The 24542-nt window shown below is 70.0% G+C and carries 21 protein-coding genes; 11 read left to right on the forward strand and 10 right to left on the reverse strand.

Features of this window, described 5'->3' with window-relative positions; translation table 11 throughout:
- The first annotated feature begins 66 nt into the window (after positions 1–66).
- The 3 genes from AC0NH5_RS33230 (at position 67) to AC0NH5_RS33240 (ending at position 6639) form a co-directional block, all read left to right on the forward strand.
- Positions 67–2853 carry an AbfB domain-containing protein gene (locus AC0NH5_RS33230; protein ID WP_474410897.1) on the forward strand — a complete coding sequence of 929 codons (2787 nt, stop codon included), beginning with the start codon at positions 67–69 and terminating at the stop codon, positions 2851–2853.
- 422 nt (positions 2854–3275) lie between these two features.
- Positions 3276–5726: a glycoside hydrolase family 94 protein gene (locus AC0NH5_RS33235; RefSeq protein ID WP_474410898.1), complete on the forward strand. Its 2451-nt coding sequence runs from the start codon at positions 3276–3278 to the stop codon at positions 5724–5726.
- Positions 5727–5853: 127 nt separating this feature from the next.
- Positions 5854–6639 (forward strand): TetR/AcrR family transcriptional regulator, encoded by a 786-nt coding sequence (locus tag AC0NH5_RS33240; protein WP_474410899.1) that lies wholly within the window; start codon positions 5854–5856, stop codon positions 6637–6639.
- Here AC0NH5_RS33240 and AC0NH5_RS33245 read toward each other — a convergent pair.
- The 3 genes from AC0NH5_RS33245 to AC0NH5_RS33255 all read right to left on the reverse strand — a co-directional run bounded on the left by AC0NH5_RS33245 (position 6636) and on the right by AC0NH5_RS33255 (position 9388).
- Entirely contained in the window at positions 6636–7406 is a 771-nt protein-coding gene (locus AC0NH5_RS33245; protein WP_474410900.1) for a pectate lyase, read from the reverse strand. The genes AC0NH5_RS33240 and AC0NH5_RS33245 overlap by 4 nt on opposite strands.
- Before the next feature lie 118 nt (positions 7407–7524).
- Positions 7525–8349: a fumarylacetoacetate hydrolase family protein gene (locus AC0NH5_RS33250; RefSeq protein ID WP_474410902.1), complete on the reverse strand. Its 825-nt coding sequence runs from the start codon at positions 8347–8349 to the stop codon at positions 7525–7527.
- 64 nt (positions 8350–8413) lie between these two features.
- On the reverse strand, positions 8414–9388 hold the full coding sequence (locus AC0NH5_RS33255) for an aldo/keto reductase (RefSeq protein ID WP_474410903.1): 975 nt from the start codon (positions 9386–9388) through the stop codon (positions 8414–8416).
- Between the two features lie 124 nt (positions 9389–9512).
- On the opposite strand from AC0NH5_RS33255, the gene AC0NH5_RS33260 reads away from it, so the two are divergent.
- The 3 genes from AC0NH5_RS33260 to AC0NH5_RS33270 all read left to right on the forward strand — a co-directional run bounded on the left by AC0NH5_RS33260 (position 9513) and on the right by AC0NH5_RS33270 (position 12326).
- The gene (locus AC0NH5_RS33260) at positions 9513–10481 is read left to right on the forward strand and encodes a hypothetical protein (RefSeq protein WP_474410904.1); all 969 of its coding nucleotides are present in this window, start codon (positions 9513–9515) and stop codon (positions 10479–10481) included.
- A gap of 29 nt (positions 10482–10510) precedes the next feature.
- The gene (locus AC0NH5_RS33265; RefSeq protein WP_474410905.1) at positions 10511–11467 is read left to right on the forward strand and encodes a TIGR03885 family FMN-dependent LLM class oxidoreductase; all 957 of its coding nucleotides are present in this window, start codon (positions 10511–10513) and stop codon (positions 11465–11467) included.
- Positions 11468–11744: 277 nt separating this feature from the next.
- Complete coding sequence (locus AC0NH5_RS33270) at positions 11745–12326, forward strand: pentapeptide repeat-containing protein (RefSeq protein WP_474410906.1); 582 nt, start codon at positions 11745–11747, stop codon at positions 12324–12326.
- 219 nt (positions 12327–12545) lie between these two features.
- Here the strand turns inward: AC0NH5_RS33270 and AC0NH5_RS33275 are convergent, their stop codons facing one another.
- Entirely contained in the window at positions 12546–13811 is a 1266-nt protein-coding gene (locus tag AC0NH5_RS33275) for a hypothetical protein (RefSeq protein ID WP_474410907.1), read from the reverse strand.
- Positions 13812–14146: 335 nt separating this feature from the next.
- Between AC0NH5_RS33275 and AC0NH5_RS33280 the strand changes: the two genes are divergently transcribed.
- The gene (locus tag AC0NH5_RS33280) at positions 14147–14386 is read left to right on the forward strand and encodes a hypothetical protein (protein WP_474410908.1); all 240 of its coding nucleotides are present in this window, start codon (positions 14147–14149) and stop codon (positions 14384–14386) included.
- A gap of 61 nt (positions 14387–14447) precedes the next feature.
- On the opposite strand, the gene AC0NH5_RS33285 is transcribed toward AC0NH5_RS33280, so the two are convergent.
- Together AC0NH5_RS33285 and AC0NH5_RS33290 are read right to left on the reverse strand one after the other, a co-directional pair.
- Positions 14448–15611 (reverse strand): monooxygenase, encoded by a 1164-nt coding sequence (locus AC0NH5_RS33285; RefSeq protein WP_474410909.1) that lies wholly within the window; start codon positions 15609–15611, stop codon positions 14448–14450.
- Between the two features lie 87 nt (positions 15612–15698).
- Positions 15699–17144, reverse strand: coding sequence for a glycoside hydrolase family 43 protein (locus AC0NH5_RS33290; RefSeq protein ID WP_474410910.1), 1446 nt, complete (start codon positions 17142–17144; stop codon positions 15699–15701).
- Positions 17145–17305: 161 nt separating this feature from the next.
- Here AC0NH5_RS33290 and AC0NH5_RS33295 point away from each other — a divergent pair, with 161 nt between their 5' ends.
- A complete protein-coding gene (locus tag AC0NH5_RS33295) occupies positions 17306–18946 on the forward strand; it encodes a methyl-accepting chemotaxis protein (RefSeq protein WP_474410911.1) in 1641 nt (546 codons plus the stop codon).
- Here the strand turns inward: AC0NH5_RS33295 and AC0NH5_RS33300 are convergent.
- On the reverse strand, positions 18943–19740 hold the full coding sequence (locus AC0NH5_RS33300) for an SDR family NAD(P)-dependent oxidoreductase (protein WP_474410912.1): 798 nt from the start codon (positions 19738–19740) through the stop codon (positions 18943–18945). The two genes, AC0NH5_RS33295 and AC0NH5_RS33300, sit on opposite strands and share 4 nt — an antisense overlap.
- 63 nt (positions 19741–19803) lie before the next feature.
- Here AC0NH5_RS33300 and AC0NH5_RS33305 point away from each other — a divergent pair, with 63 nt between their 5' ends.
- Positions 19804–20124 carry a PadR family transcriptional regulator gene (locus AC0NH5_RS33305; protein WP_474410913.1) on the forward strand — a complete coding sequence of 107 codons (321 nt, stop codon included), beginning with the start codon at positions 19804–19806 and terminating at the stop codon, positions 20122–20124.
- Here AC0NH5_RS33305 and AC0NH5_RS33310 read toward each other — a convergent pair whose 3' ends face one another.
- On the reverse strand, positions 20125–21468 hold the full coding sequence (locus AC0NH5_RS33310) for a BNR repeat-containing protein (protein ID WP_474410914.1): 1344 nt from the start codon (positions 21466–21468) through the stop codon (positions 20125–20127).
- 134 nt (positions 21469–21602) lie between these two features.
- On the opposite strand from AC0NH5_RS33310, the gene AC0NH5_RS33315 reads away from it, so the two are divergent.
- On the forward strand, positions 21603–21782 hold the full coding sequence (locus tag AC0NH5_RS33315) for a hypothetical protein (RefSeq protein ID WP_474410915.1): 180 nt from the start codon (positions 21603–21605) through the stop codon (positions 21780–21782).
- 19 nt (positions 21783–21801) lie between these two features.
- Here AC0NH5_RS33315 and AC0NH5_RS33320 read toward each other — a convergent pair whose 3' ends face one another.
- Entirely contained in the window at positions 21802–22563 is a 762-nt protein-coding gene (locus tag AC0NH5_RS33320; protein WP_474410916.1) for an SGNH/GDSL hydrolase family protein, read from the reverse strand.
- A 202-nt stretch (positions 22564–22765) separates the two neighbouring features.
- On the opposite strand from AC0NH5_RS33320, the gene AC0NH5_RS33325 reads away from it, so the two are divergent.
- Positions 22766–23554, forward strand: coding sequence for a hypothetical protein (locus tag AC0NH5_RS33325; protein WP_474410917.1), 789 nt, complete (start codon positions 22766–22768; stop codon positions 23552–23554).
- Between the two features lie 22 nt (positions 23555–23576).
- Here AC0NH5_RS33325 and AC0NH5_RS33330 read toward each other — a convergent pair.
- Positions 23577–24542 (reverse strand): AAA family ATPase (locus tag AC0NH5_RS33330; protein ID WP_474410918.1); only part of this gene is annotated, 966 nt, incomplete at its 5' end.

The raw sequence follows: 24542 nt of genomic DNA on the forward strand, positions 1-24542 counted from the left end.
TTGTTCAGCTCTGAGGGGTTGTGCCGGCTTCCTCCGGCGAAAACCCGTTCCCCTCGAAGGAGTCCTATGCGCCTCCTGCTGGCCCGTACCCTCGCCGTCCTGACCCTCGCCTCGGCCGGCGTCGTCGCCGTCACCGCGCCCGCCGCTGCCGTCGTCCCCAAGACCCCGCCGCTGTCCACCCCCTGGACCAGCCAGGTCTCCACCACGAACCCGCTGCCGGAGTACCCGCGCCCGCAGATGACCCGCCCGGACTGGCAGTCGCTCAACGGCGAATGGCAGTTCCTCAACCCGGCCACCGACGCGGCCGGCAACGTCAACCGCAACGCGGCGCCGCCGATCGGGCAGACACTGCCGGAGCGGATCCTCGTCCCGTACCCGGTGGAGTCCGCCCTCTCCGGGATCATGCGCAGCGACAACCGCGACCTGATGTTCTACCGGCGCACCTTCACGGTCCCGTCCGGCTGGACCGGCCGCCGGGTGCAACTGCACTTCGGCGCGGTCGACTACGAGGCCACCGTCTGGGTCAACGGCGTGCAGGTGACCACCCACCGTGGCGGTTACGACCGCTTCGAGGTGGACATCACCCCGCAGCTCAACGGCGGCACCAACGAGATCGTCGTGCGCGTCTACGACCCCACGAACGGCCGGGGCGAGGAACAGCCGGCCGGCAAGCAGGTCAACAACCCGGGCGGCATCTTCTACACCCCGACGTCGGGCATCTGGCAGACCGTCTGGCTGGAGCCGACCCCGGCCTCGTCGATCTACTCGGTCGACGTGTACCCCAACATCACCGACAACACCGCGAGGGTACGGGTCTTCACGCGCGGGAACGTGAGCGGTCACAGTGTCCTCGCCGAGGCGCTGAACGGCACCACGGTCGTCGGCTCCGCCACCGGCGCCTTCACCGAGTTCACCGTCCCGGTGCCGAACGCGCGGCGCTGGTCGCCCGACGACCCGTTCCTCTACAACCTGCGGGTCAGCCTGCGCAACGCCGGCGGGACCACGATCGATGCGGTGACTAGCTATTTCGGCATGCGCGAGGTGGGCACCAAAATGGTCAACGGCGTGCTGCGGCCCACCCTCAACGGGGAGTTCGTCTTCCACGCCGGCACCCTGGACCAGGGCTTCTGGCCGGACGGCGTCTACACCGCGCCCACCGACGCGGCCCTCGCCTTCGACCTGCAGAAGCACAAGGACCTGGGCTTCAACATGGTCCGCAAGCACATCAAGGTGGAGCCCGCCCGCTGGTACTACCACGCCGACCGCCTCGGCCTGCTGGTCTGGCAGGACATCCCGTCCGGCGGCGACGACACCAAGAGCGCCGCGCAGATCGCCCAGTTCGAGACCGAGGCCCGCGAGATCATCGACGAGCACCGGGCGTTCCCCTCGGTGGTCACCTATGTGCCGTTCAACGAGGGGTGGGGCGAGTGGAGCCTCGCCGAGACCCAGCGGGTCACCCGCAGCCTCAAGAGTTACGACCCGACCCGCCTGATGAACGCGCACAGCGGCTTCAACTGCTGCGCCTCCAAGGGCGACCCCGGCACCGGCGAGATGATCGACTGGCACGTCTACACCGGACCGGACGCACCCAACCCGAGCGCCACCCGGGTCTCGATCCTGGGTGAGTTCGGCGGCCTGGGGCTGCGCACGCCCGGCCACGAGTACAGCCCGAACGGGCAGTTCTTCGCGTACGAGCAGATGTCCAGCGCCGCGCACCTCAACGACCGGTTCACCGGCATGCTCCGTGACTCGCAGAAGCTGATGACCACCAAGGGGCTGTCCGGCTTCGTCTACACCGAGATCACCGACGTGGAGGGCGAGTACAACGGCCTGTTCACCTACGACCGGCGCATCCAAAAGGTCGACACCAATCAGGTCCGCACCGCGCTGACCAACCTGATCCGCGCGTCGAAGAACCAGAACGCCGCAGTGCCGCTCACCCTCGGTCACGTCCGATCCTTCCAGGTGACCACGCCCGGCTACACCGACCGGCACCTGCGGCACGCCAACTCGCTGGCGCGCACCGACGTGATCAGCGGGGACGGCGCGCGCCAGGACGCCTCGTTCCGCACCGTGGCCGGCCTCTCCGACCCGCGCTGCTACAGCTTCGAGTCGGTCAACCTGCCGGGCCGCTACCTGCGGCACGCCGCCGGTGTGGTCCGGCTCGACGCGGACACCGGTGGGTCGTTCGCCGCGGACGCCACCTGGTGCGCCCGTCCCGGCCTGGCCGCCGGCGGCACCTCGTTCGAGTCGGCGAACTTCCCGGGCCGGTACCTGCGGCACGCGGGTGAGCAGGTACGCCTCGACGCGAACACGGGCGGCTCGTTCGCGGCGGACGCCACCTGGGACGTCGCCGACCCGGCGCAGTGGCGCAGCTCGGTGATCCTCCCGTTCGACGTGCGGCGCTCACTGCAGGTCACCACGTGGGGTTACACCGATCGTCACCTGCGGCACGCGGACAGCCTCGGCTGGACCGAGGTGGTCAACGGGTCCAGTGCCGCGCTGCTCAAGAACGACGCCACCTTCGTCCTGCGGCGGGGACTGGCCGACTCGTCCTGCTACTCGTTCGAGTCGGTCAACGTGCCGGGGCAGTACCTGCGGCACGCGGCCAGCCGGATCCGCCTGGCCGCGAACGACGGATCGGCGCTCTTCGCCGGCGACGCCACCTTCTGCGCCCGGCCGGGTGTCGGCGGTGCCGGGGTGACGTTCGAGTCGATCAACTTCCCGGGCAGCTACCTGCGCCACTACGACTCCCAGGCGTGGATCGCGGCCGGCGCCGGGAGCGGCTTCGACCGTCCGCTCACCCTCTCCGCCGACAGCAGCTGGAACGTCGTCGCCCCCTGGTCCCCCTAACCCCAGTGTGTGAAGTTGGGGTCGCGTTCGCACCTCAACTTCACACGCTGGGTTGGGGCGGGCGAGTGTGTGAAGTTGGGGTCGCGTTCGCACCTCAACTTCACACGCTGGAGTGGGCAGCTCCGCCCGGCGGGGGCGGCAAAGGCCGGTGTTGCAGAGAGGTCGCTGCGACTGGTGGGGACCTGGCGTGGGCGTACCAGAAAGTGTGTGTAAAGAAAGAAGGAGCACCGCCCGGCGGAAGCTTTCCGCGGGGTGTTCGAAAGTTTCGGGTCGCTGATGGGTTCCGCAGACGTGTCCGACCGGTAAAATGTTTCATCGATGGGAGCGCTCCCATAAGCTCTCCACGGAGCTTTTCCGTCGCGCGCTTCCCTCTGCCGGGCGGCAAGGTGCCGAACGGCCTACCCGCCACCGGGGAGGACCTTTTGCGCTACGGGCATTTCGACGACGATCAGCGCGAGTACGTGATCGAACGGCCGGACACTCCGCTGCCGTGGATCAATTACCTCGGCACCGAGGCCTATTTCGGCATCGTCTCCAACACCGGGGGTGGCTACTCGTTCTACCGTGACGCCCGGCTGCGCCGGCTGACCCGGTACCGCTACAACAACGCCCCACTCGACCTGGGCGGGCGTTACGTCTATGTGCGTGACGACGCCACCGGCGACTACTGGTCGCCGACCTGGCAGCCGACCCCGGAGAAGGAGCTCGACTCCTACGAGGCGCGGCACGGCATGTCCTACACGAAGATCGCGTCGCAGCGTGGCGGGATCGCCGCCGAGACGCTGTACTACGTGCCGCTGGGGGAGACGCTCGAGGTCTGGCGGGTCCGGGTCACCAACCACCGGGACACCCCGGCCGAGCTGTCGCTGTTCTCCTCGATCGAGTTCTGCCTGTGGGACGCGCAGGACGACGCGACGAACTACCAGCGCAACTACAGCACCGGTCAGGTCGAGGTCGTCGACGAGGTGATCTACCACAAGACGGAGTACCGGGAGCGCCGCGACCACTTCGCCTACTTCGCCTGCTCGGCGCCGCTCGCCGGGTTCGACACCCAGCGTGAGGCCTTCCTCGGGCCCTACCGCGGCTGGGACCGGCCGGCCGCGGTGGAGCGGGGCTCGTCGGGCGACTCGATCGCGCACGGCTGGCAGCCGGTGGGCAGCCACCACGTGAAGGTGGCGCTCGATCCGGGCGAGACCCGCGAGGTGATCTTCGTGCTCGGGTACGCGGAGAACCCCCAGGACGCCAAGTTCGACCCGCCGGGCTCGCAGACGATCAACAAGACCCGGGTCCGGCCGGTCATCGACCGCTGGCTGCGGCCCGAGACGGTGGAACAGGGGTACGCGGAACTCCGCGCGTACTGGGACGGGTTGCTGGGCGGGCTCCGGGTGCGGACGCCGGACGGCGACACCGACCGGATGGTGAACGTCTGGAACGCGTACCAGAACCTCGTCACGTTCAACATGAGCCGGTCCACCTCGTTCTACGAGTCCGGGATCGGCCGGGGCATGGGCTTCCGGGACTCCAACCAGGATCTGCTCGGCTTCGTGCACATGATCCCGGAACGGGCCCGGGAACGGATCCTGGACATCGCCGCGACCCAGAAGGAGACCGGCGGCGCGTACCACCAGTACCAGCCGTTGACCAAGCGCGGGAACAACGACATCGGGGAGGGCTTCAACGACGACCCGCTGTGGCTGATCCTCGGCGTGGTCGCCTATGTGAAGGAGACCGGCGACCTGGCGCTGCTCGACGAGCCGGTGCCGTTCGACAACGCCGAGGGCAGCGAGGTCCCGCTCTACGAGCACCTGCGCCGCTCACTGCGGTACACCCTGGACCGGCTCGGCCCGCACGGCCTGCCGCTGATCGGACGTGCCGACTGGAACGACTGCCTCAACCTGAACTGCTTCTCCGACACCCCGGGCGAGCCGTTCCAGACCACCGAGAACGCGAGCGGCGGGGCGGCCGAGTCGGTCTTCATCGCCGGTCAGTTCGTGCTCGCGGCCAAGGAACTGGCCGCGCTCGCGGCGATCCTCGGCAAGGACGGTGAAGAGGTCGTCTACCGCGCCGCCGCGGAGAAGATGGCGGGCAGCATCGCCGAGCACGGGTGGGACGGCGCCTGGTTCCGCCGGGCGTACGACTTCTTCGGTCACGTGGTCGGCTCGGGCGAGAACGACGAGGGGCAGATCTTCATCGAGCCGCAGGGGATGTGCATCCTCGGTGGCGTCGGCATCGAGGACGGCCTCGCGCAGAAGGCGCTGGACAGCGTGGCGGCCCGGCTCGCCACCCCGCACGGCATCGTGCTCCAGCAGCCGGCCTACTCGGGGTACCGGATCGAGCTGGGGGAGATCTCGTCGTACCCGCCGGGGTACAAGGAGAACGCCGGCATCTTCTGCCACACCAACCCGTGGATCATGATCGCCGAGACGATCGTGGGCAACGGCGACCGCGCCTTCGACTACTACCGGCGGCTCAACCCGTCGGCGCGGGAGACGATCAGCGAGGTGCACCGCTGCGAGCCGTACGTCTACGCGCAGATGATCGCGGGCAAGGACGCGCCGACCCACGGCGAGGCGAAGAACTCGTGGCTGTCCGGGACGGCGGCGTGGAACTACGTCGCGATCACCCAGTGGATCCTCGGCGTCCGGCCGGACTTCACCGGCCTGCGGGTCGATCCGGTGCTGCCCGCCGACTGGACCGGTTTCGAGGCGACCCGGTCGTGGCGGGGCGCCACGTACGAGATCACCGTGACCAAGCCGGCCGGGGTACGGGGCCGGGTGTCGCACCTGCTGGTGGACGGTGAGCAGGTGGACGGAAACCTGATCCCGGCGGCTCCGGCCGGTTCGGTGGTCCGGGTCGAGGCGGTCATCGCCTGACCCGTCGTGGTGACTTCGGGTGCGTATCGCGCCCGAAGTCACCACGCTGGGCGGGGGTGCTGACGCGGGTCCGGGGCGATACTGGGTGTACCCGGCCGATCGACGTGTCAGGACATCGAGGATGACGATGACGAGTCCGGCTCACGCTGCCGACGATCATTCCGTGCCGCTGCCCGGCGCCCGGGCCGGCCGGGACCCGGCGCGTGCGATCAAGCGTGGGCCGCGGCAGGTCCCCGCCGAGGTGGTGGCAGCCACGCAGCGGGAACGGCTCTTCGACGCGCTCGTGCACACGGTGGCCGAGAAGGGGTACGCCAACGCCCGGGTGACCGACATCTGCACCGCCGCGGGGGTGACCCGGCCGGCGTTCTACGCGCTGTTCGCCGGCAAGGAGGACGCCTTCCTGGCGACCTACCGGCACGGCACCGGGGTGCTGATGAAGCTGATGGACCGGGCGTACGCGGAGGCGCCCGACTGGCGGGCCGGCGCCCGGGCCGCGCTCGGCGTGCTGCTGGACGTGCTGGCCGGGGTGCCCGCCTTCGCCGCCATGGCGATCGTCGAGATCGACGCGGCCGGTCCGCTCGCCCGGCAGGAGCGCGAGGAGCTGCTCGGCCGGTTCGCCCGGTTCTTCGCCGACGCGCCCCGGCCCGGTGACCAGGGGCTCCCCGGCGACCTGATCGGCGCGGTGGTCGGCGGCGTGTACGCGACGATCTACCGCTACGTCTCCGCCGGCCGGGTCGGTGAGCTGCCGGAGCGGCTGCCGGTGCTGAGTTACTTCATGATGGCGCCGTTCCTCGGGCGGGACGCCGCGGAAGCCGAGCTGGACGTGCCGGTGGACCCGGCGGCGCAGGTCAGCGCCCCGTGCGCGGAGCCCGGAGCAGTCACCCGCCCCGGGCCCGCGATGACCGGAGCCTAGGGGCCACTCACCCCGGTCGCGACACAGCTCGTACCGTCCGGGCCCTCGCCGATCTTGGTGGGCTCGTCGCCGGTGTCGTTGCCCTCGAACAGGTCGCACAGCCCGATCTCGCCGCCGGCCAGGGTGACTCCGTCGATCGTCAGCCGGTCGCCCAGGTTGACGTTGATCCCGGCCAGGGTGTCGCCCGGCGCGGTGGCGACGATGTCCCGCATCGTCACCGTGCGGGCGGCCTGCGTCGAGCAGTTTCCGCACGAGCGGTACAGCTTGCCGAAGTCGGAGACCTCGAAATTCCGGATGGTCACCGAGCCGCCGGCGCCGCGGTTGTCCTGGAAGACCTTGTCGTCGGCCGCGGCGGCGCTGCCGTTCTCGATCACCACGGTCGCGTTCGTGCCGCGGAAGGTGGCGGCATCCTCGCCGACGTCCTCCCAGTGCACCGCGCTCAGCGTGCAGCTGCCGGCGCAGTGCACGCCGTCCGCCGCCGGGCTGCCCAGGATCACGTTGCGCAGCGTCGCCCCGGCGGCCAGCCGGAACAGCGGGTCCTGTCCCTCGCCCTGACCGCCGCCACCGAGGTCACCGCCGCCGACGAAGCGCTGGTTCGCACCGTCGAAGACACCGCTGACCTCGATCGTCTCGGTGACGACCTGCTCGCCGGTGGCGGGCGGCACGTCGGCCGCGGCGAAGTTCGTGAACGCCACCGCGGCGATCAGTCCGGCCGTGACGGCCGCCGCGGCGACCACTCTGGTTCTGGCTCGCGAGATTGCCCTCATGTCGTGCCTTTCCCTAGCAGGACGCCCGGATCTTGTCCCCGGGGAATAGCACGAACGCAGGGAGAAAGCGGTTTCCCACAGAGCCGGAACTTAAGCCGGAATTAAGCCTGCCGGCACCTCATCCCTTCACCACGCAGCGCTGCCGGCCCAGCCCGTCGATCTCCATCTCGACCACGTCGCCGGCCCGCAGGTACGGGAAGCGGCCGGAGAGGGCCACCCCCTCGGGCGTACCGGTGTTGATCAGGTCGCCCGGCTCCAGCACGGTGAACTGGGACAGGTGCCAGATCAGGAACCCGACGTCGAAGATCATGTCCTCGGTGGTGGAGTCCTGGCGGGGCTGCCCGTCCACCCACGACCGCAGCCGCAGCGGGAAGGTCAGCTCGTCCGGGGTGACCAGCCACGGCCCGAGCGGGTTGAACGTCTCGCAGGACTTGCCCTTGGACCACTGCCCGCCCGAGCGCTTGAGCTGGAAATCCCGCTCCGAGACGTCGTTGGAGATCACAAACCCGCCGATGTGCCCGAGCGCCTCCGCGGGTGAGGAGAGATAGCGGGCGGTCCGGCCGATCACCACGCCCAGTTCGACCTCCCAGTCGGTGCGCACCGAGTCACGTGGCAGCAGGATGTCGTCCTCCGGGCCGACCACCGTGTTCGGCGCCTTGTAGAACAGGATCGGCTCCTCGGGCGGCTCGGCGCCGGACTCCTTGGCGTGCGCGGCGTAGTTCTGGCCGATGCAGAGCACCGACCCCGGCCGGGCCACCGGCGGGCCGATCCGGCTGCCGTCCACCCGGGCCGGCGGCAGGTCGCCCGGGTCGCCCCGGAAGCCGCCGGCGGCCAGGAAGGCGCCGTCGATGTCCGCGGTCACCCCGGACAGGTCGAGCAGGGCGCCCTGGTGGTACAGCACCGGGCGCTCGGCGCCGGGCGGGCCGACCCGCAGGTATCTCATCGAAGCTCCCATCGGTTGCACGGACCGGCCTCGGTGATCGGACCGGAGAGTTCGGCCACCACGGTCACGGGACCGGGACAGCGGGATCGAGCAGCCAGGCGTCGGCCAGGTCACGCCAGAGAGCGCCGGGGATCTCCACCCGGGCCATCGCGGCGGCGTCGGCGACCTCCTCGGGCGACCGCATGCCGACCAGCACGGCCGCCACCGCGGGATGGCCGAACGGGAACTGCAGGGCGGCGGCGCGCAGGGGTACGGCGTACCGGTCGCAGACGCGGGCCATCGCCTGCGCCCGGGCCAGCACCTCGGGCGGGGCCGGCCGGTAGTCGTACGACGCGCCGGGGCGTGGATCGGCGAGGACACCCGAGTTGAAGACCCCGCCGACGATCACCGAGATGCCCCGGCGCTCACACTCCGGCAGCAGATCGGCCAGCCCGGACTGGTCGAGCAACGAATAACGCCCGGCGAGCAGAAGACAATCGAACAGGCCGGTACGGGCGAAGTCGGTCAACATCGCGGATTGGTTCATGCCGGCGGAGACGGCTCCGATCGCGCCCTCGCGGCGCAACTCCACCAGGGCCGGCAGCGCCTCGGCCACCGCCGCGGTGAAGTGCTCGTCCGGATCGTGCAGGTGCAGCACGTCGACCCGGTCCAGGCCCAACCGCTCGAGGCTTTCGCGGTGCGCTGCGCGTACCCCCGCTTCGGTGAAATCCCAGACCGGGACGACCTCGCCCGGCTCGGCCCACAACCGGTCCTGCCCGGCGCCCGGCGCCAGCCGGCGGCCGACCTTGGTGGAAAGGGTGAACGCCTTACGCTCCCGGCCCCGCAGAGCCGCGCCGGCCCGCCGCTCGGAGAGCCCGGACCCGTAGAGCGGCGCGGTGTCGAAGAACCGCACACCCTGCCGCCAGGCCTCGTCGACCGCCGCCGCCGCGGTCGCGTCGCCGACCGCGGAATAGAGGCCACCGATCGGCGCCAGGCCCATGCCGAGGCGGGTGACGGTGACCCCGGTCGAGCCGAGGGTGACGGTTGCGAACGGGTCCACGCGAATCCTTCCGTAGATCTCTCCAGGATCCCACGACACTGTGAACGTCCGTCGATTCCCGCGGCGCGACCGGTGGATCGCGTAGGCTACCCGCCGCACCCCGCACGGATTCGGAACAGGTGAGATGACCGCGAGCCCACACTGGCACGGCGACCCCTACCGCCAGGCCCGCACCGCCCTGCAGCACGGCGACACCGCTCCCGCCCTGAGCCTGCTCGCCGCCTCTCGCGGCGACGCCGAGGCGCGCATCCACGCCGTCGGTGTGATCGCCGACGAGCGGACCCTGTCCCGGCTGCCCCTGCTGGAGGCCCAGCTGGGCCAGGACCCGTGGAACGCCGACCTCTGGCTGCTCGTCGGCTCCCTGCAGAACACGATGGCGTGGGAGGCCCGCGGGGCCGCCACCATGGACCACACCAGCCGGGAACAGGTCGACGGCCTGCTGCACCACATGACCCGGGCGCGCGAGTCGCTGCGCCGCGCCGCCGAGCTGCTCCCGGACGACCCGGCGCCCTGGCACGAGCTGATGAGCTGCGCGATGGCCGCGAAGATGTACCCGGGCGAGCCCCACGACATGTGGGCGGAGCTGGTCAAACGCGGCGGCGACGTGTCGTACCAGGCGAATCGGCTGCGCCTGGTCACGCTCACCGCGAAGTGGCACGGCAGCCGCGAGCAGTGCTTCGCGTTCGCCCGCGAACGCAGCGAGACCGCGCCGCCCGGGCACCCGCTGCACGCGCTGATCCCGCTCGCGCACGTCGAGGAGTACGTCCGGTTCGGCATGACGGGCAGCCTGCTCACCCGGGTGCGCGTGGTGCTCCGCTACTTCAACCGGCGGGAGGTCAAGCGGGAGGTGGACCAGGCCGCCGACCGGTTGATGGCCGGCGCCGACGCCTACGCCGCCCACCCCTCGTCGGCCGCCGCCCATCAGGCCTTCGCCTTCGTCTTCAACGACCGCGGCGACGTCAAACTTTCCCGCCGGCACCTGGAACGTGGCGGTGACGAGCCGCTCTGGCCGTGGACCTACCAGGGTGACGAGTACGAGGTCTGGGACAAGGCGCGGATGAACGCCGGGTTGCCCCGGGTTCCCCGGAGTTGACTCCGGGCGGTGTGGGTAACTCAGGGGCCATGACCCAGTACGGCATCCACGCCTCGCACGAGCAGATCCCGCCCGGCGCCCTCCTGGAGGCCGTGATCGCGGCCGAACGGGCCGGCTTCGACGCCGCCATGTGCTCCGACCACTTCTCGCCCTGGAGCGAGAGGCAGGGCCAGTCGGGATTCGCCTGGTCCTGGCTCGGCGCCGCGCTGCAGGCCACCAACCTGTCGTTCGGGGTGGTGAACGCGCCCGGGCAGCGGTACCACCCGGCGATCATCGCGCAGGCGATCGGCACGCTAGGATCGATGTACCCGGGCCGGTTCTGGACCGCGTTCGGCAGCGGCGAATACAGCAACGAGCACATCACCGGTGCGAAGTGGCCGCGCAAGGAAGTGCGCAACGCCCGGCTGCGCGAGTGCGTGGACGTCGTCCGGGACCTGCTGAACGGCGAGGAGGTGTCCCGCGACGGTCTCGTCACCGTGGACCGCGCCCGGATCTGGACCCGGCCGGAGACCCCGCCCCCGCTGATCGGCGCCGCGGTCAGCACGGCCACCGCCGCCTGGTGCGCGGAGTGGGCCGACGGCCTGGTCACGGTCAACGCCCCCGAGGAGCAGCTGAAGAAGATGATCGCGGCGTACCGGGGTGCGGGCGGTCGCGGGCCGATCTGCCTCCAGGTGCACCTGAGCTGGGCGGAGAGCCAGGCGGAGGCCGAGCGGATCGCCCACGACCAGTGGCGCAGCAACATCTTCCCGCCGCCGGTCTGCTGGGACCTGGCCACCGACAAGGAATTCGACGTGGTCTCCGAGAAGGTGACCGTCGAGCAGGTCGCCGAGGTCGTGAACATCTCCGCCGACCTGGAACGGCACGTCGAGCTGCTGCGCGGTTACGCCGCCCTCGGCTTCGACCGGATCTATCTGCACCACGTCGGCCAGGACCTGGGCCCGTTCATCGAGGCGTTCGGTGCGAAGGTGCTGCCCAGGCTGAGGTGATACGAGTCGGCCACCGGCCTGCGCGTCATGGCGCTCTCCCCGGGCGCCACCGAGACCGGGTTCTTCGCCGTCGCCGGCCAGGGCGCCGCCGGCGGCACCCCGCGGATGCGGCCCGACCGGGGGTGGTCGACGCGGCGCTGAAAGCCCTCGACCGGCGTAACCCGCCGCCCAGCCTGGTGACCGGCCGGGCCAACCGCCTCCTGGTCGGCACCGGCCGCCTCGCCGGGCGCCGGATCACGATGGCTGCCATCGGCGTGCTGATGCGAGACTCAGCCCCATGACGGGCTATGTCACCACCAGGGACTGGGACGCGGGGGCGTCGAAACTGCGCAGCCACGAAGGGATCACGTTCCCCGACCTCGACCTGTGCGAGACCGACGTGCAGGGCGTCGAGTTCTCCGGCTGCACGTTCCGCGACGCCCGGTTCAACTGCTCCCAGCAGGTCGACGTGGCGTACCTGAACTGCACCTTCGTGAACTGCACGTTCTTCGACGCCACGTTCACCAACTGCAAGATGGTGGGCAGCGTCTTCGAGCGGTGCACCTTCGACATCATGACGGCGGAGGGCGGGGACTGGTCGTTCGTGGGGTTGCAACGGGCCGACCTGAGCAGCGCGACCCTGACCGGCCTGCGGATGCGGGAGGCGGACCTGACGGGGGCGCGCTGCCAGGGTGCGACGATGCGCGACCTGGACCTGTCGGGGGCAGCCCTGGCGGGGGTGGATTTCACCGGGACCGACCTGCGGGGCAGCGACCTGTCGGCGCTGGACCCGGCGGGCGCCCAGGTGCGCAACGCGATCATCACGGTGGACCAGGCGATCACCGTCGCGATGGGGCTGGGCATGCAGATCCGCGATTAGCGCGTGTCACCCGGCATTCGGCGTGTCCCTGCGGGATCGCCGAATGAGCTGCCAGACTTCGGGTGAATCCGCTTTCTGTAGATCATCGGCCATGCTCTAGCATCCAACGGTCGCTCAGACAGAATAAATTCGTCCGAGGAAGGGGTCACTGTGTCCAAGGGTGAAGGTGGCAGCGGCGGAAACTGAATCCGCCCGCGCAGACCAGAGAGACCACACGCTTCAGCGTGTGGTCTCTGTCGTTTCCGCGGCCGGCCATGCGAACGCGATTCCGTAATGTTCCCGCGGTTGGCAGGGTCGGTCGGTGAAGGTGAACTGCACATCGCGGCCGATGATCCGGAGAAGCCGCGGGTCGCCCTCCGGCGGTCGGTCGTAGCGTTCGGCCTCGTTGGCCTCCGCATACCACCAGACCGCCTCAGGAACATGACCGTCGTCGAACCGGATGCGGATGGTCAGACCGCTGACCGGAACCAACCCTCCATACGCCACCTGGCCGCGGGCAATGCCGTAGTGGTCAACCTCGACATCGACCCAGTAACGCTCCTCCTCGATGTTCTCGTCGATCACCTCGGAGGCGAAATGTGCGTGCTCCCCCTCTCGTAGAGGCTCCGGAAACCAGAGTCGGGTGACCGCGGGCCGGCCTGGACCGGCGGTCCGGACGAACTCGGCTGTGCATCCCCAGAGAGCCTGTACCGGCATGTAGTTGATCCGCGTCGGTTTACCGGCGAAGCCGCGGGCCGTGTAATAGGCGACATTGTCCTGTCGTGCGGTGACCAGGCGTTCGGTGATCCGGCGGTAGACCGCCCGTCGCCGCATGAAGACCGTGGTCACGAAAAGGCTCACGAAGAGCGGCTGGGCCCCGGGTGAGGGTTCCCGGAAGAATGATCGGGGATCGTTCGGCTCGCCGAAGTAGACCGGCCAGCCACTGAATGACTCATCTGGTCTGACCTGGCCGGGCCGGTACCGTGCCCAAGCCTCCGGCTTGTCAAGCGTCCGGAAGCGGTCGTCGAGATAGGCGGCCAGCGCCCGGACGCCGCGTCGCCAGGCCATCTCCATCGGCTGCGTGGTAGTCGGGTGGTTGAACACCATGGAGAGGCGGGCAAGCTGTTTGAATCGATCGTGCAGCGACGCCCGCCATGGATCATGGATGTCCGGATCGGTCAGCCGGAACGCGGCGTACAGTGCCCGGCGGCGCCGCGACTGGGTGGTCGGGCCGACATCGGGGGCGACGATCGCCTCCTGGATCAGCCGCCAGACGGCCTGGGCGCGTTCCTCCGCGGTGCAGTCGGTGAGCACGGCGGCCGGCTCGGTCAGCGCGGCCAGCTCCCGTCCGGTCTGGCTGGCCGGCACGTCGACAGCGTGACGTAACAGTTCGAGCGGCTCACCATGGGTGAGCCGCCCCAGGTGTCGCAATGCGCGCTCGATCCGGTCCCGCGCCGATTCGAACTGGCTCGCACTCGCGCTCACGAATGTGATCAGCTCCTGCAACGATCGTCGAAACGACAGAAAACGACACTTGACGATAACCCGATGGCAGGGCTCCGCAAAGAATTGCCCGGCGACGCCGTATTACTGGCGCACCGTCGGCTGACCCGGCCGCCCGCGTACCTACCGTTGAGTGGTAAGGGTGAGGTAGCTGCCCCGCCAGCCGGGGAGAGCGATCGGAAGGATTGCTTTTCCACCAGACTTCTTACCCTCCTGACGTTCTTCGCCAAGGGGGAGTCAACTATGGTGCTCGGTGTTGTTCGCCTGGTCCCGCCGCCTGTCACGGCCCGGCAGCGGGCGAACGGGCGTCTGGTCGGCGCGGGCTGAGGATGCCCGTCATGTGGGACGATCTGTCAGTGCCGACGGTCGGCGTGGTGCTTTTCGCGTATCCGGTTTATCTATTGATCATGGCGGGTGTCCTGCGCGCCTGCGGCGTTCCCCGCAAGGAGATCGCGAAGTGGGTGCTGCGGCAGGCCGACCGTCAGCGGGTGGCCGATCTAGTCCGCTCGTTCCAGCACCGGCCGGCCGTCGAACCGGAGCAGCCACGGGAGACGGCTGAAACCGAGCCGCCGGAGTGACACGGCCGGCGAAAACGCCCGGCGCGACCGGAAGAAGGTCGCGCCGGGCGTCGAGGACGGATCAGGCGCCGGGGGACATCACCAGGATGCCGAGGCACATCTCGTCGCTGGTGCCCTCGCCCCAGACGACGTAGCGGGACGGGAGCTGCTTGAGCTGCGGCAGTTTCTCGCGGAGCGTGGCGTCGTGGGTGCAGGTGACGCGGATGCTGTCGCCCTTGGCGACCGGGATGGGCTCGTCGAGCGGGATCAGGGCCTGGTTGTCGAAGTTGTACTGCGGGACGTCCAGGATGGTCTTGGCTTTCGCGGTGCCGGGGTTGAGCTCGACCTTGATGGCGCGGCCCAGCAGGTGCATGTGGCCGGCGGCCATGTGGATGGTGCCGGGTTCCTCGATCGGCTGGTCGCAGCTCTGGGTGTTGCCGGGCTTGGGTGTGCCGCCGCTGCACCACTGGAGGAGCTGGTCGACGGTGCCGCGGGACTCGGCGCCGAAGCGTTTCTCGACGTCGGCGACGGCGGTTGCGCGGTCGCAGAGCGGGCCGGTGCCGCCGGGCTCGCAGGGCAGCTCGATCGGGGCCATCACCAGGCCGGTGGCGAGCGGCTTCAGTGCGGTGTCGGTGGGGGCCAGGCGCATCTGCATGCCGGACTGGTCGCCCGCGTCGCCGCCGGTGCCGCCGAGCAGGTTGTAGTGGATCTGCATGACGAGTTTGCTGCCGGGCGGCATCTCGAAGCCGAAGCCGTCCGGCATCAGGGTCTCGCCGGCGCCGGGCGCCCAGTGCGCGACCCAGGCGGTCTGGCCCTGCACGCCGGTGTCGCCGAAGCAGGTCCAGCCTTCGCCGGGGGAGTCGGCGTCCACCTTGGTGGCGGCCTGCGCCTGCTCCGGGCCGAGCCGGTAGAAGATGGCGTGGTGCACGATGGCGGCGTTCTGCGGCAGGAAGCGGCTGCCGGTCAGGAACGCGGGTTCGGTGAGCTGCGGGTCGACCAGGAAGCACCGGTACTCGTCGGTGCCGCCGTTCGGGGCGGCCGGTTCGTACGGCTTGTCGAGGCCGATGTCGACGAACCGTTCGCCGGCGCGTAACGGCGCGGGCGGAGGCGCGGAGCCGCCGCTGTGTGAGGCGTGCGGAGCGGTGGCCGGTTCTTCGGCGGTGTTCGCCGCCGGCTCGTTGCCGCACGCTGCGAGGAGCAGCAGAGCGGTGAGCGAGCCGGCGGCGGCGAGACGGCGGAACCTCATGACGGCCTCCCCAGGGCCAGGCGACGAGACCCGCCAATCGTCTCAATACAGGTACCGAGGGTATATCCGGGACAACCCGGGTCTTTGTCAGCTGGTCAGCCGGAAGGTCGCGTCGGCCCGTTCGGTGGCGGTGCTGATCGGGTCGATACGCAGCAGATAGTCGTAGTGCCGCAGGTAGCGGGTGGGGTAGTTGTACGACTGGAACGACGACCAGGTGCTGTCGGCCAGGCCGGCCACCCGCCGGAACGTCGCGTCGGCGGCGAACGTGCTGGTGCCGTCGCTCGGGGCCAGGACCAGGTCGTACCCGTAGTGCCGCAGGTAATGGCCCGGGAAGTTGACGGACTCGAAGGATACGTACCCGTTCGGGTTCGCCAATCCGGGGATCACCCGGAACTGTGCGTCCTGGGCGGGGCTCACCGAGGCGTCGATCCTGATGTCGTAGTTCGCGTGGCGCACGTACCGGGTCTGCTGGTTGTACGACTGGATGCGGTTGACCGGCGTCGAGGCGCCCCACTTGCCGAGCACCCGGCTCTCCTCGGCCGCAGTCAGGTTCAGGATCGAGCCGTGCCGTTTGCGGGTGGCGCCGAGGCTGTAGTCGGTGCGGGTCCGAAAGTTCTGGGTGCTCCCGAGGTTGGTCGAGGTGACCGGCATGTAGCCGCGCCCGGTCGCGTACTGGTCGAGCCACAGGTTCCACTCGTTGGTGCCGTTGGTCTGCGCCCACATCGGGCCCTCGACCACGTTGCCGCCGGTGGCGCCGTTGGAGATGCCGAGGTGCTGGAGGTCGCCGATCCGGGTCCAGGAGCCCAGGATGGCGTTGCTGCCCTCGATGGTGATCTGCCCGTCGGCGGAGGCCCGGTAGTAGCGGTACCCGCCGGCGCTGTTCGCGACCTCGACGATCTGGGTGTCGATGATGCCCTGGCCGGTTCCCCGGTCGATGTAGAGCTGCGGGGCGGAGACGGTGCGGAAGTCGCTGGTCCGGGCGTACCAGACCCGGTGCTTGGTCACGCCGTTCAGGGCCGAGTTGGTGGCCCAGTAGACGACGTAGTCCCCGGTGGCCGGGTTCCAGATCGCTTCGGGCGCCCACGCGTCACCGGCGCCGGAGATGCCGCCGGCCACGTTGAGCAGCCGGGGTGCGGACCAGTTGACCAGGTCGGTGGACTCCCAGACGACCAGGTTCTTGCTGCCCCGGTTGGCGGCGTCGCTCCACGAGGTCCCACTGGCGATCCGCAGGTCGGTGGCGATGATCCAGTACCGGTCGCCGGCCGGGGAGCGGACCAGCGCGGGGTCGCGGACGCCTTGGGTGCCGATGGTGGAGAGCAGGACCGGGCCGCCGTTGTTCAGGTCGGTCCAGTTGCGGCCGTCCCGGCTGTGCGCGAGATAGATCTGCTCGCCGCGGGCCGACTCCCCGATGAAGTGGGCCATCAGGTAACCGGTGAGCGGGTCGAGCGCGGCCGCGGGACTGGGGACGGCCAGCGACCAGGAGGTGAGGACGAGGAAAGCGAGGGTGAGGAGGGTGGTGATCCTTCGGCGCATCTGATCCCTCTGGGGTTAGCGTTAACATTGCTGGGGATGGATTGTTTCGCAGTGTTGATGCCCGTAACTTTCTTGTCAAGAAGGCGTCACTTGTGAGCGTTACACCATGGCTCGAAGCGGTAACTCCTCATTAATGGGCGAAACGTGCCGAAGGACCTGTCATGAGGACGGGCGACATCCAGGTGACCGTGCAGCGCAGCCCGCTCACGGGACGGCTCGCCGACTTCCGCGTCGGTGCCAAGATCTACGTTTCGGTGGTCGCCATCGCGATCGTCGCCCTCGCCGTCGGGGTGCTGGCGATCAACCGGATGAGCGTGCTGAACGACGGGGTCACCCGGATGAAGCAGCAGCACGTCGACGCGCTGGTGCAACTCAGCACCCTGCGCGGCGCGGCCACCGACGACGCCTCGCACATGTTCGGCTGGGCGGTGTCGCAGCCCGCCGCCGCGAAGAACGCGTCGCGGGAGGCGCTCAAGGACTCCGAGGCTGACTTCCTGGCCGCGGTCGACCGGTACCGCGCGCTCGCGGCCGGCTCCGCGGAGCGGACGGCGGCGGCGCAGAAGGTCGAGGACGAGTTCACCTATTTCCGCAACCTGCGCAACGTCGCCCTGTTCCAGGAAGCGCCGCCCGCCGGCTTCGAGATGCCGCCCGCGGCCGAGATCACCTCGGTGTGGATCCAGACCCAGGACAATCTCAAGGCGGCGATCGAGGAGCTGCAGCGGGTCGAGGACGTCGAGTCGGGCGAGATGGCCGCGCAGGCTCAGGACACGTACGAGAGTGCCCGTACCCAAATGATCATTTTCGTGGTGGTGGCCCTGCTCCTGGGGCTGGCCCTGGCGACGTTCATGGCCCGGGTCATCCTCCGCCAGCTCGGCAGCGTCTCCACCTCGCTGGCCGCGGTCGCCCAGGGTGATCTGACGGTGCTGGCCGAGGTGCAGGTGCGCGACGAGCTCGGCGGGATGGCGATGGCGGTGAACACCGCCCGGGAGGGCCTGCGCGACATGGTCGGCCAGCTCACGGCCAGCTCGCAGGTCCTCGGGCAGAGCACGCACCGGCTCAGCGGCGCCACCGAGCGGATCGGCGAGTCGGCGCGGCAGGCGTCCTCGCAGGCGGACGCGGTCGCCGCGGCGGCCGGCACGGTGTCCTCGAACGTGCAGACCGTCGCCGCCGGCAGCGAAGAGATGGGCGTCTCGATCCGGGAGATCGCGGAGAGCGCCAACGAGGCGGCCCGGGTGGCGTCCGAGGCGGTCGGCGTCGCCGAGATGACCAACGCCACCGTGTCGAAGCTGGGCGAGTCCAGCGCCGAGATCGGCAACGTCGTCAAGACGATCACCGCGATCGCCGAGCAGACCAACCTGCTCGCCCTGAACGCGACCATCGAGGCGGCCCGGGCCGGTGAGATGGGCAAGGGGTTCGCGGTGGTGGCGAGCGAGGTCAAGGACCTGGCGCAGGAGACCGCGCGGGCCACCGACGACATCTCCCGGCGGGTCGAGGCGATCCAGTCGGACACCACCAACGCGGTGGCCGCGATCGGCGAGATCTCGCAGATCATCGCGCGGATCAACGACTATCAGCTGACCATCGCCTCGGCGGTCGAGGAGCAGACCGCGACCACCGGGGAGATGAGCCGCAGCGTCGGCGACGCGGCGCAGGGCAGCACCGACATCGCCGGCACCATCGGCGGCGTCGCCAGCGCGACCCAGAGCACCACCGCCAACCTGGCGGAGGCCAGCGCGACCGCCACCGAGCTGGCCGGGATCAGCGCCGAACTGCAGCAGGTGATCGGGCGTTTCCGGATCTAGCTCTTGAGCAGGTCCCGCATCTTCGTGGCGATGAGGCCCGCGGCGCGGCGCGGGCTGAGCCGGTAGAGGCGGTCCATCATGCGGGCGTCGGACCCGGTCAGGACCCGGTACGCGTCATGCTCCATCCCGTCGAGGATGTCGCGGGCGGCCTGTTCCGGCGTCGTGACCCGTCCCGCCGGCTGCCGGTCGCCGGTTGCCGTCTCGACGCCCGAGTTGGCCTTGATGTTGGTGGCCACCCCGCCCGGGAAGACCGTGGTCACCCGGACCCGGGTGCCGGCGCACTCGGCGTGCAGCGCCTCGGTCAGTACCTTGACGGCCGCCTTGGACGCGCCGTAGACGGCCTGGCCCGGCACCGGCAGGAACCCGCCCATGCTGGAGACGTTCACGATGTGGCCCTCGGGGCGCTTCAGCAGCACCGGCAGGAACGTCTTGGTCAGATAGAGCGTGCCGGACCAGTTGACCGCGAAGACCCGTTCGATGGTCTCGTAGTCGAGATCCTTGATCCGGAGGAACGGCTGGATGATCCCGGCGCAGTGGATCAGGCCGTCCACCGCGCCCCACCGGCCGGTCACCAGGCCGGGTAGCGCCTCGACGCCGGCCCGGTCGGCGACGTTCAGCTCGTGCACCGAGACGGCGTCCTCCGGGCCGGCGAGTTTCACCGTCTCGGCGAGCCCCTGGCCGTTCAGGTCCACGGCGGCGATCCGGGCGCCACGCCGGACCGCCTCGATGACCACGGCCCGGCCGATGCCGCTGCCGGCGCCGGTGACGACGAGGATCTTTCCTGAGGCTCTCACGTCGGAGATCCTCGCAGAAAGGCTCGGTTTCGACCCTATATAGAGTCCAGATACAGTGGCGGGATGCGGATCACCATACCGACGGCCCGGGTCCTGGCCGCGCTGCTCGCGGAGCCCGACGCAGATCGGTACGGCCTGGAGATCATGCAGGCGACCGGCCTCGCCAGCGGCAGCCTCTATCCGATCCTGCACCGCCTGCAGGAGGCCGGCTGGGTGGACGCCCGCTGGGAGCAGATCGACCCGTCCGCGCAGGGGCGGCCGGCCCGCCGGTTCTACCACCTCACCGCCGACGGTGCGGTCCAGGCCCGGCAGGCGCTCGCCGAGCTGCGCGCGCAGACTGCCGTGCCGGGAGCCGCGGCCGGGACGGTCAACCCGGCCTGGTGATCAGGGTCCGCTCACGGCCCAGTCCTGCACGTCGATCTGGCTGCCGCCGTACCGGGGCGTGAAGATACTCAGCGTGCCGAGCGACCTCAGCCGCTGGTGGTCGATCAGCGGGTCGGAGTAGTAGATCGCCCCGGACGTGTACCGGATCGTCCAGTCGGTCCAGCCGGACGCCTTCGACGCGGTCTGGATGTGCAGCTTGCGGGTGGTTGAGTCGCCGCTGGCCACGTAGAGGTTGTCCCGGGCGTCGACCGCTATGTCGCCCCGGGACAGCCGCTCCAGGAACGGCGTGTACGTCTGGTGCCACACCTTGCTCGCCTTGTCCCGCCAGTAATGCACCAGCACGGCCGCATTGCGTGCAGCGGTGAAATCGGTGTTGCTCGCCGCCGACGCGGGCAGATGCGAAGCCAGCACGTGTACGACCCCGCCCGCGTCCACCACCTGCGACTCCTGGTTGATCAGGCCGCGGTTCTGGCCGATGCCCCACACCCGCAGGCCCGCGGCGTCCGAGCGCAGCGGGCTGGACCCGGTCGTTGCCACCACCGTGCCGGCGTTGTTGCGCCAGGTCCGGCCCCGGTCCTTGCTGTAGGCGTAGTACAGGTCGTGGTTGGTGCTCGCGTTCGAGGTCTCCCGGACGGTCCAGGTGACGTGCAGCAGCGGCGCGGCCGGGTCGTAGTTGTCGTACTCGATGCCGAACAGGTAGGCGTTGTTGCCGGCCGTGGTGCCGTCGATGAACTCGCCGACGCGGCTCCAGGCGCCGGACCGGTACTCGTAGAGCACCTCGTCGCCGGTGCCGCTGTACCCGGTGCGGATGGCGAGTTGCAGGCTGCCGTCCGGGTGGGTGACGAACTGCGGATAGGTCACGACCGACATGGTGGTGCCGGCCAGGGTGTTCTGGACCGCGCCGAAGCTGCCGGCCGACCAGGCGGCGGAGGTGGCCAGGCCCGCGACCGACCTGCGGTAGCGGAACTGTGAGGAGTGCGTGTCGAAGGCCAGGTGGATGGTGCCGTCGGCGGGCGCGATCCCGATGCTGATGGTGTTGTGCGAATCGGTCGAGGTGGTCGTGTAATCGGTGAGCCGCACGTTCTGCCAGGCGCCGGAGGGCAGTTGCCGCCGGGAGATGTTGACGTGGCCGCTCTGGTCCCAGAACGCCGCGTACTGGCGGCCGGCGTGGGTGACGATGCCGTCCTGCTGGAACGACTCGCCGTTCATGTAGCCGGTGTAGGTGAGCGCCGTCCGCCCGGTGGTGGTCAGCACCGTGGTCGAGACGTGCGTGACGGTGGGGGCGGCTGCAGCCTGGGGGACGGCGGCGACGAGCAGGGCGGCGAGCGCGATGAATCGTTTCATCGATAGACCTCTCGGGGATGTCAGTCCGGTGGTGGCATCGACGCTAGACGATCGAAGAGATCCGTGTCGCAGCATCCGCACCTGGTCGCGTACGGCGCCGGGCGGATGCTGCTGACCTGGCGGCGGGCTCGGCGATGGCCGGGCAGGTCTACGACTCGGGCACCGGCAAGGCGGTCGGTGGCCGGTTCACCATCAAGGTCAGGGACCACGCCTACCAGGCTTTCAAGGCCTGTCCGGACGGCAGTGCGGCCTACCCCGCCGCCGGCAGCGGCAGCACCTCGATCAAGATCGCCCGCGTCCTGCCCCTCACCTGACCCGCGGCGCACGGGAGGGTCAGACGGTGGCGGGGATCGGGACCCAGTCGAGGTACTTGCCGGTGCGGTTGTCGCCGGACGACCGGCCGGCGAGCCGCCGCTGGATCCACGGCAGCACGAACTCCCGGTAGTACCTCGCCTCGGCGAGCAGCCCGCCCCGTGTCGCCGGGCCGGGGTCGACCACGTGCGCCTCGGTCGGATGACCCAGCGCGGTGAGCACCTTGCCGGCCACCCGGCGGTGCCCGGCCGAGTTCAGGTGCAGCCGGTCCGCCGACCAGTAGTCACGCCGCTGGATCTCCCGGTCGTTGAACATGTCGACGAAGACCACGTCGTACCGGTCGGCGAAGTCGCGGACGGCGGCGGTGAGCGCGGCGCCCTTCGGCCGCATCCGGCTGCCCATCGGGAGGTGGCCGGACGGGTCGGCGCCGCTGAGCAGCAGCACGCGGACGCCCGCGTCGGTGCACCGCTGCACCGCCTGCTCGGTCAGGCGCACCAGCCGGGCCAGGTCGCCGCCCGGGCGCAGCATGTCGTTGCCGCCGCCGTTGAGCGAGAGCAGCGTCGGCCGCGGCGACAGGGAGAGCGCCGCGTCCAGCTGCTCCGTGACGATCGGCTCGAGCAGCCGGCCGCGGATGGCGAGGTTCGCGTACTGAATGGTCTCGTTCTCACCGGCGGCGATGCCGGCGGCGACCAGGTCGGCCCAGCCCCGCTCGGTCCCGTCCGGCTGGGTGTCGCCCAGGCCCTCGGTGAAACTGTCCCCGATCGCGACGTACCGCGTCGTCATGCCGCTCTCCCGTCGATCCCCGCTGTTCCGCTCCCCGACGTTACCGGTCCGTAGGTCCGGCCGCGGCAACCCGGAGCGGCAGCGCGACGGGAATCACGGCGCCGGCGATCGGCGAAGCGGGACATGCACCCGGTCGTACGCGGCGATATCATCCGCAGTGGGCGGTGCGCAGCGGCTTTACCGGCCGCAGGCAGGATGACCGATGAGCAGGGATTCCGATGAGCAGGGACGCCGGGCCCCGCGCCGGGGCCGGGCCCGCAAGCGAGCCATCCGCGCCCAGGCCGCGCGGGCCGGCGTGGCTTACTCGGTCGCCGCCCGCCAGCTGGAGGCCGCCGGGCTGCGGCCGGGGGAGAGCATCGCCAGTCAGGGCCGCACCGTGCACCCGGCCACCGCTCTCCGGGACACCCGCAGTGCCGAGCAGCGCCGGGACGACGCCCGCCGGGCCGGGTTGATCCCGTCCGGCCGGGCGCAGCGTCTGGTGGAGCGGTTCCCGCCGACCCGGGGCCGGCCCGGATCGCGGGTCGGGCCGTTCTACTCCGGTCCGGGCCGGGCCGAGCTGTTGTCGCTGGTCTATGCGGAGGTGGCGGGCCGTTCGCCGGGCTTGATGCCCGAGGCCGCCGAGCTGGCGCGGACCGCCGACGAGGCCGCCGTCGACCGGGTGTGCGCGGCCCTGGACCTGCGGGCCCGCGACTTCCTGGAGGCGGACCGGGACGAGCTGGCCGCGTTCGTGCATCACTCCTGGCCGGGGGAGCCGCCTTTCGGTGGTGTCCAGCAGATCCTGGACGCGGTGCTGATCGCCGCCAACGACGGCCATGCGCCCGGCACGCGGGTGCGGATGTTCGTCAGCCCGCACGAGAACCGCACGGCCGCGATCGTCGCGGCGGTGTGGGGTGCGTCCGGTCCGCCGGTCGCCTATCGCGTGCAGATCGAGGGCCTCGGCATCTTCACGGCCGCCGCGCCCGGCGAGCTGATCGTGCTCGCCGGGCAGTGAGCCACCACGCTCGCCGGACGTGTCACTCGGTCACCGGCACCGTCGCGTCGGCGTCCTCCTCCTGACCCGCGGCGGGCTTGTCCGCGCTGCGGAAGACCAGCTGTTCCGGGGTGCCCCCGCAGTCGACCACCACGGTCTGGCCGGGGCGCAGCTCGTTGAAGAGGATCTGCTCGGAGAGCGGGTCCTCCAGGTCCCGCTGCACCGTGCGGCGCAGCGGCCGCGCGCCCATCACCGGGTCGAACCCCTTGGTGGCCAGGAACTTCTTCGCGTTGTCGGTCAGCTCGAGGCCCATGTCCTTGTTCTTCAGCTGCGCCTCGATGCGGGCGGTGAAGATGTCGACGATCTGCAGGATCTCGTCCTCGCGCAGCTGGTGGAAGACGATCGTGTCGTCGATGCGGTTGAGGAACTCGGGGCGGAAGTGCTGCTTCAGCTCGTCGTTGACCTTGATCTTCATCCGCTCGTAGCTGCTCTCGGTGCCCTCCGACGTCTGGAACCCGAGCTGCACGGCTTTCGTGGCGTTCCTGGTCCCGAGGTTCGTCGTCAGGATGATGACGGTGTTCTTGAAGTCGACGATGCGGCCCTGACCGTCGGTGAGCCGGCCGTCCTCGAGGATCTGCAACAACGTGTTGAACACGTCCGGGTGGGCCTTCTCGATCTCGTCGAACAGCACCACACTGAACGGCTTGCGCCGCACCTTCTCGGTCAGCTGACCACCCTCGTCGTAACCGACGTAACCGGGAGGGGCACCGACCAGACGCGACACCGTGTACCGGTCGTGGAACTCCGACATGTCCAGCTGGATCAACGCGTCCTCGGAACCGAACAGGAACTCCGCCAGCGCCTTCGACAACTCCGTCTTACCGACACCGGACGGGCCGGCGAAGATGAACGAACCGGACGGCCGCTTCGGGTCCTTCAACCCGGCCCGCGTGCGCCGGATCGCCTTGGACACCGCCTGCACCGCGTCTTCCTGGCCGATGACCCGCTT

It is taken from the genome of Actinoplanes sp. 13 (genome assembly GCF_056134165.1).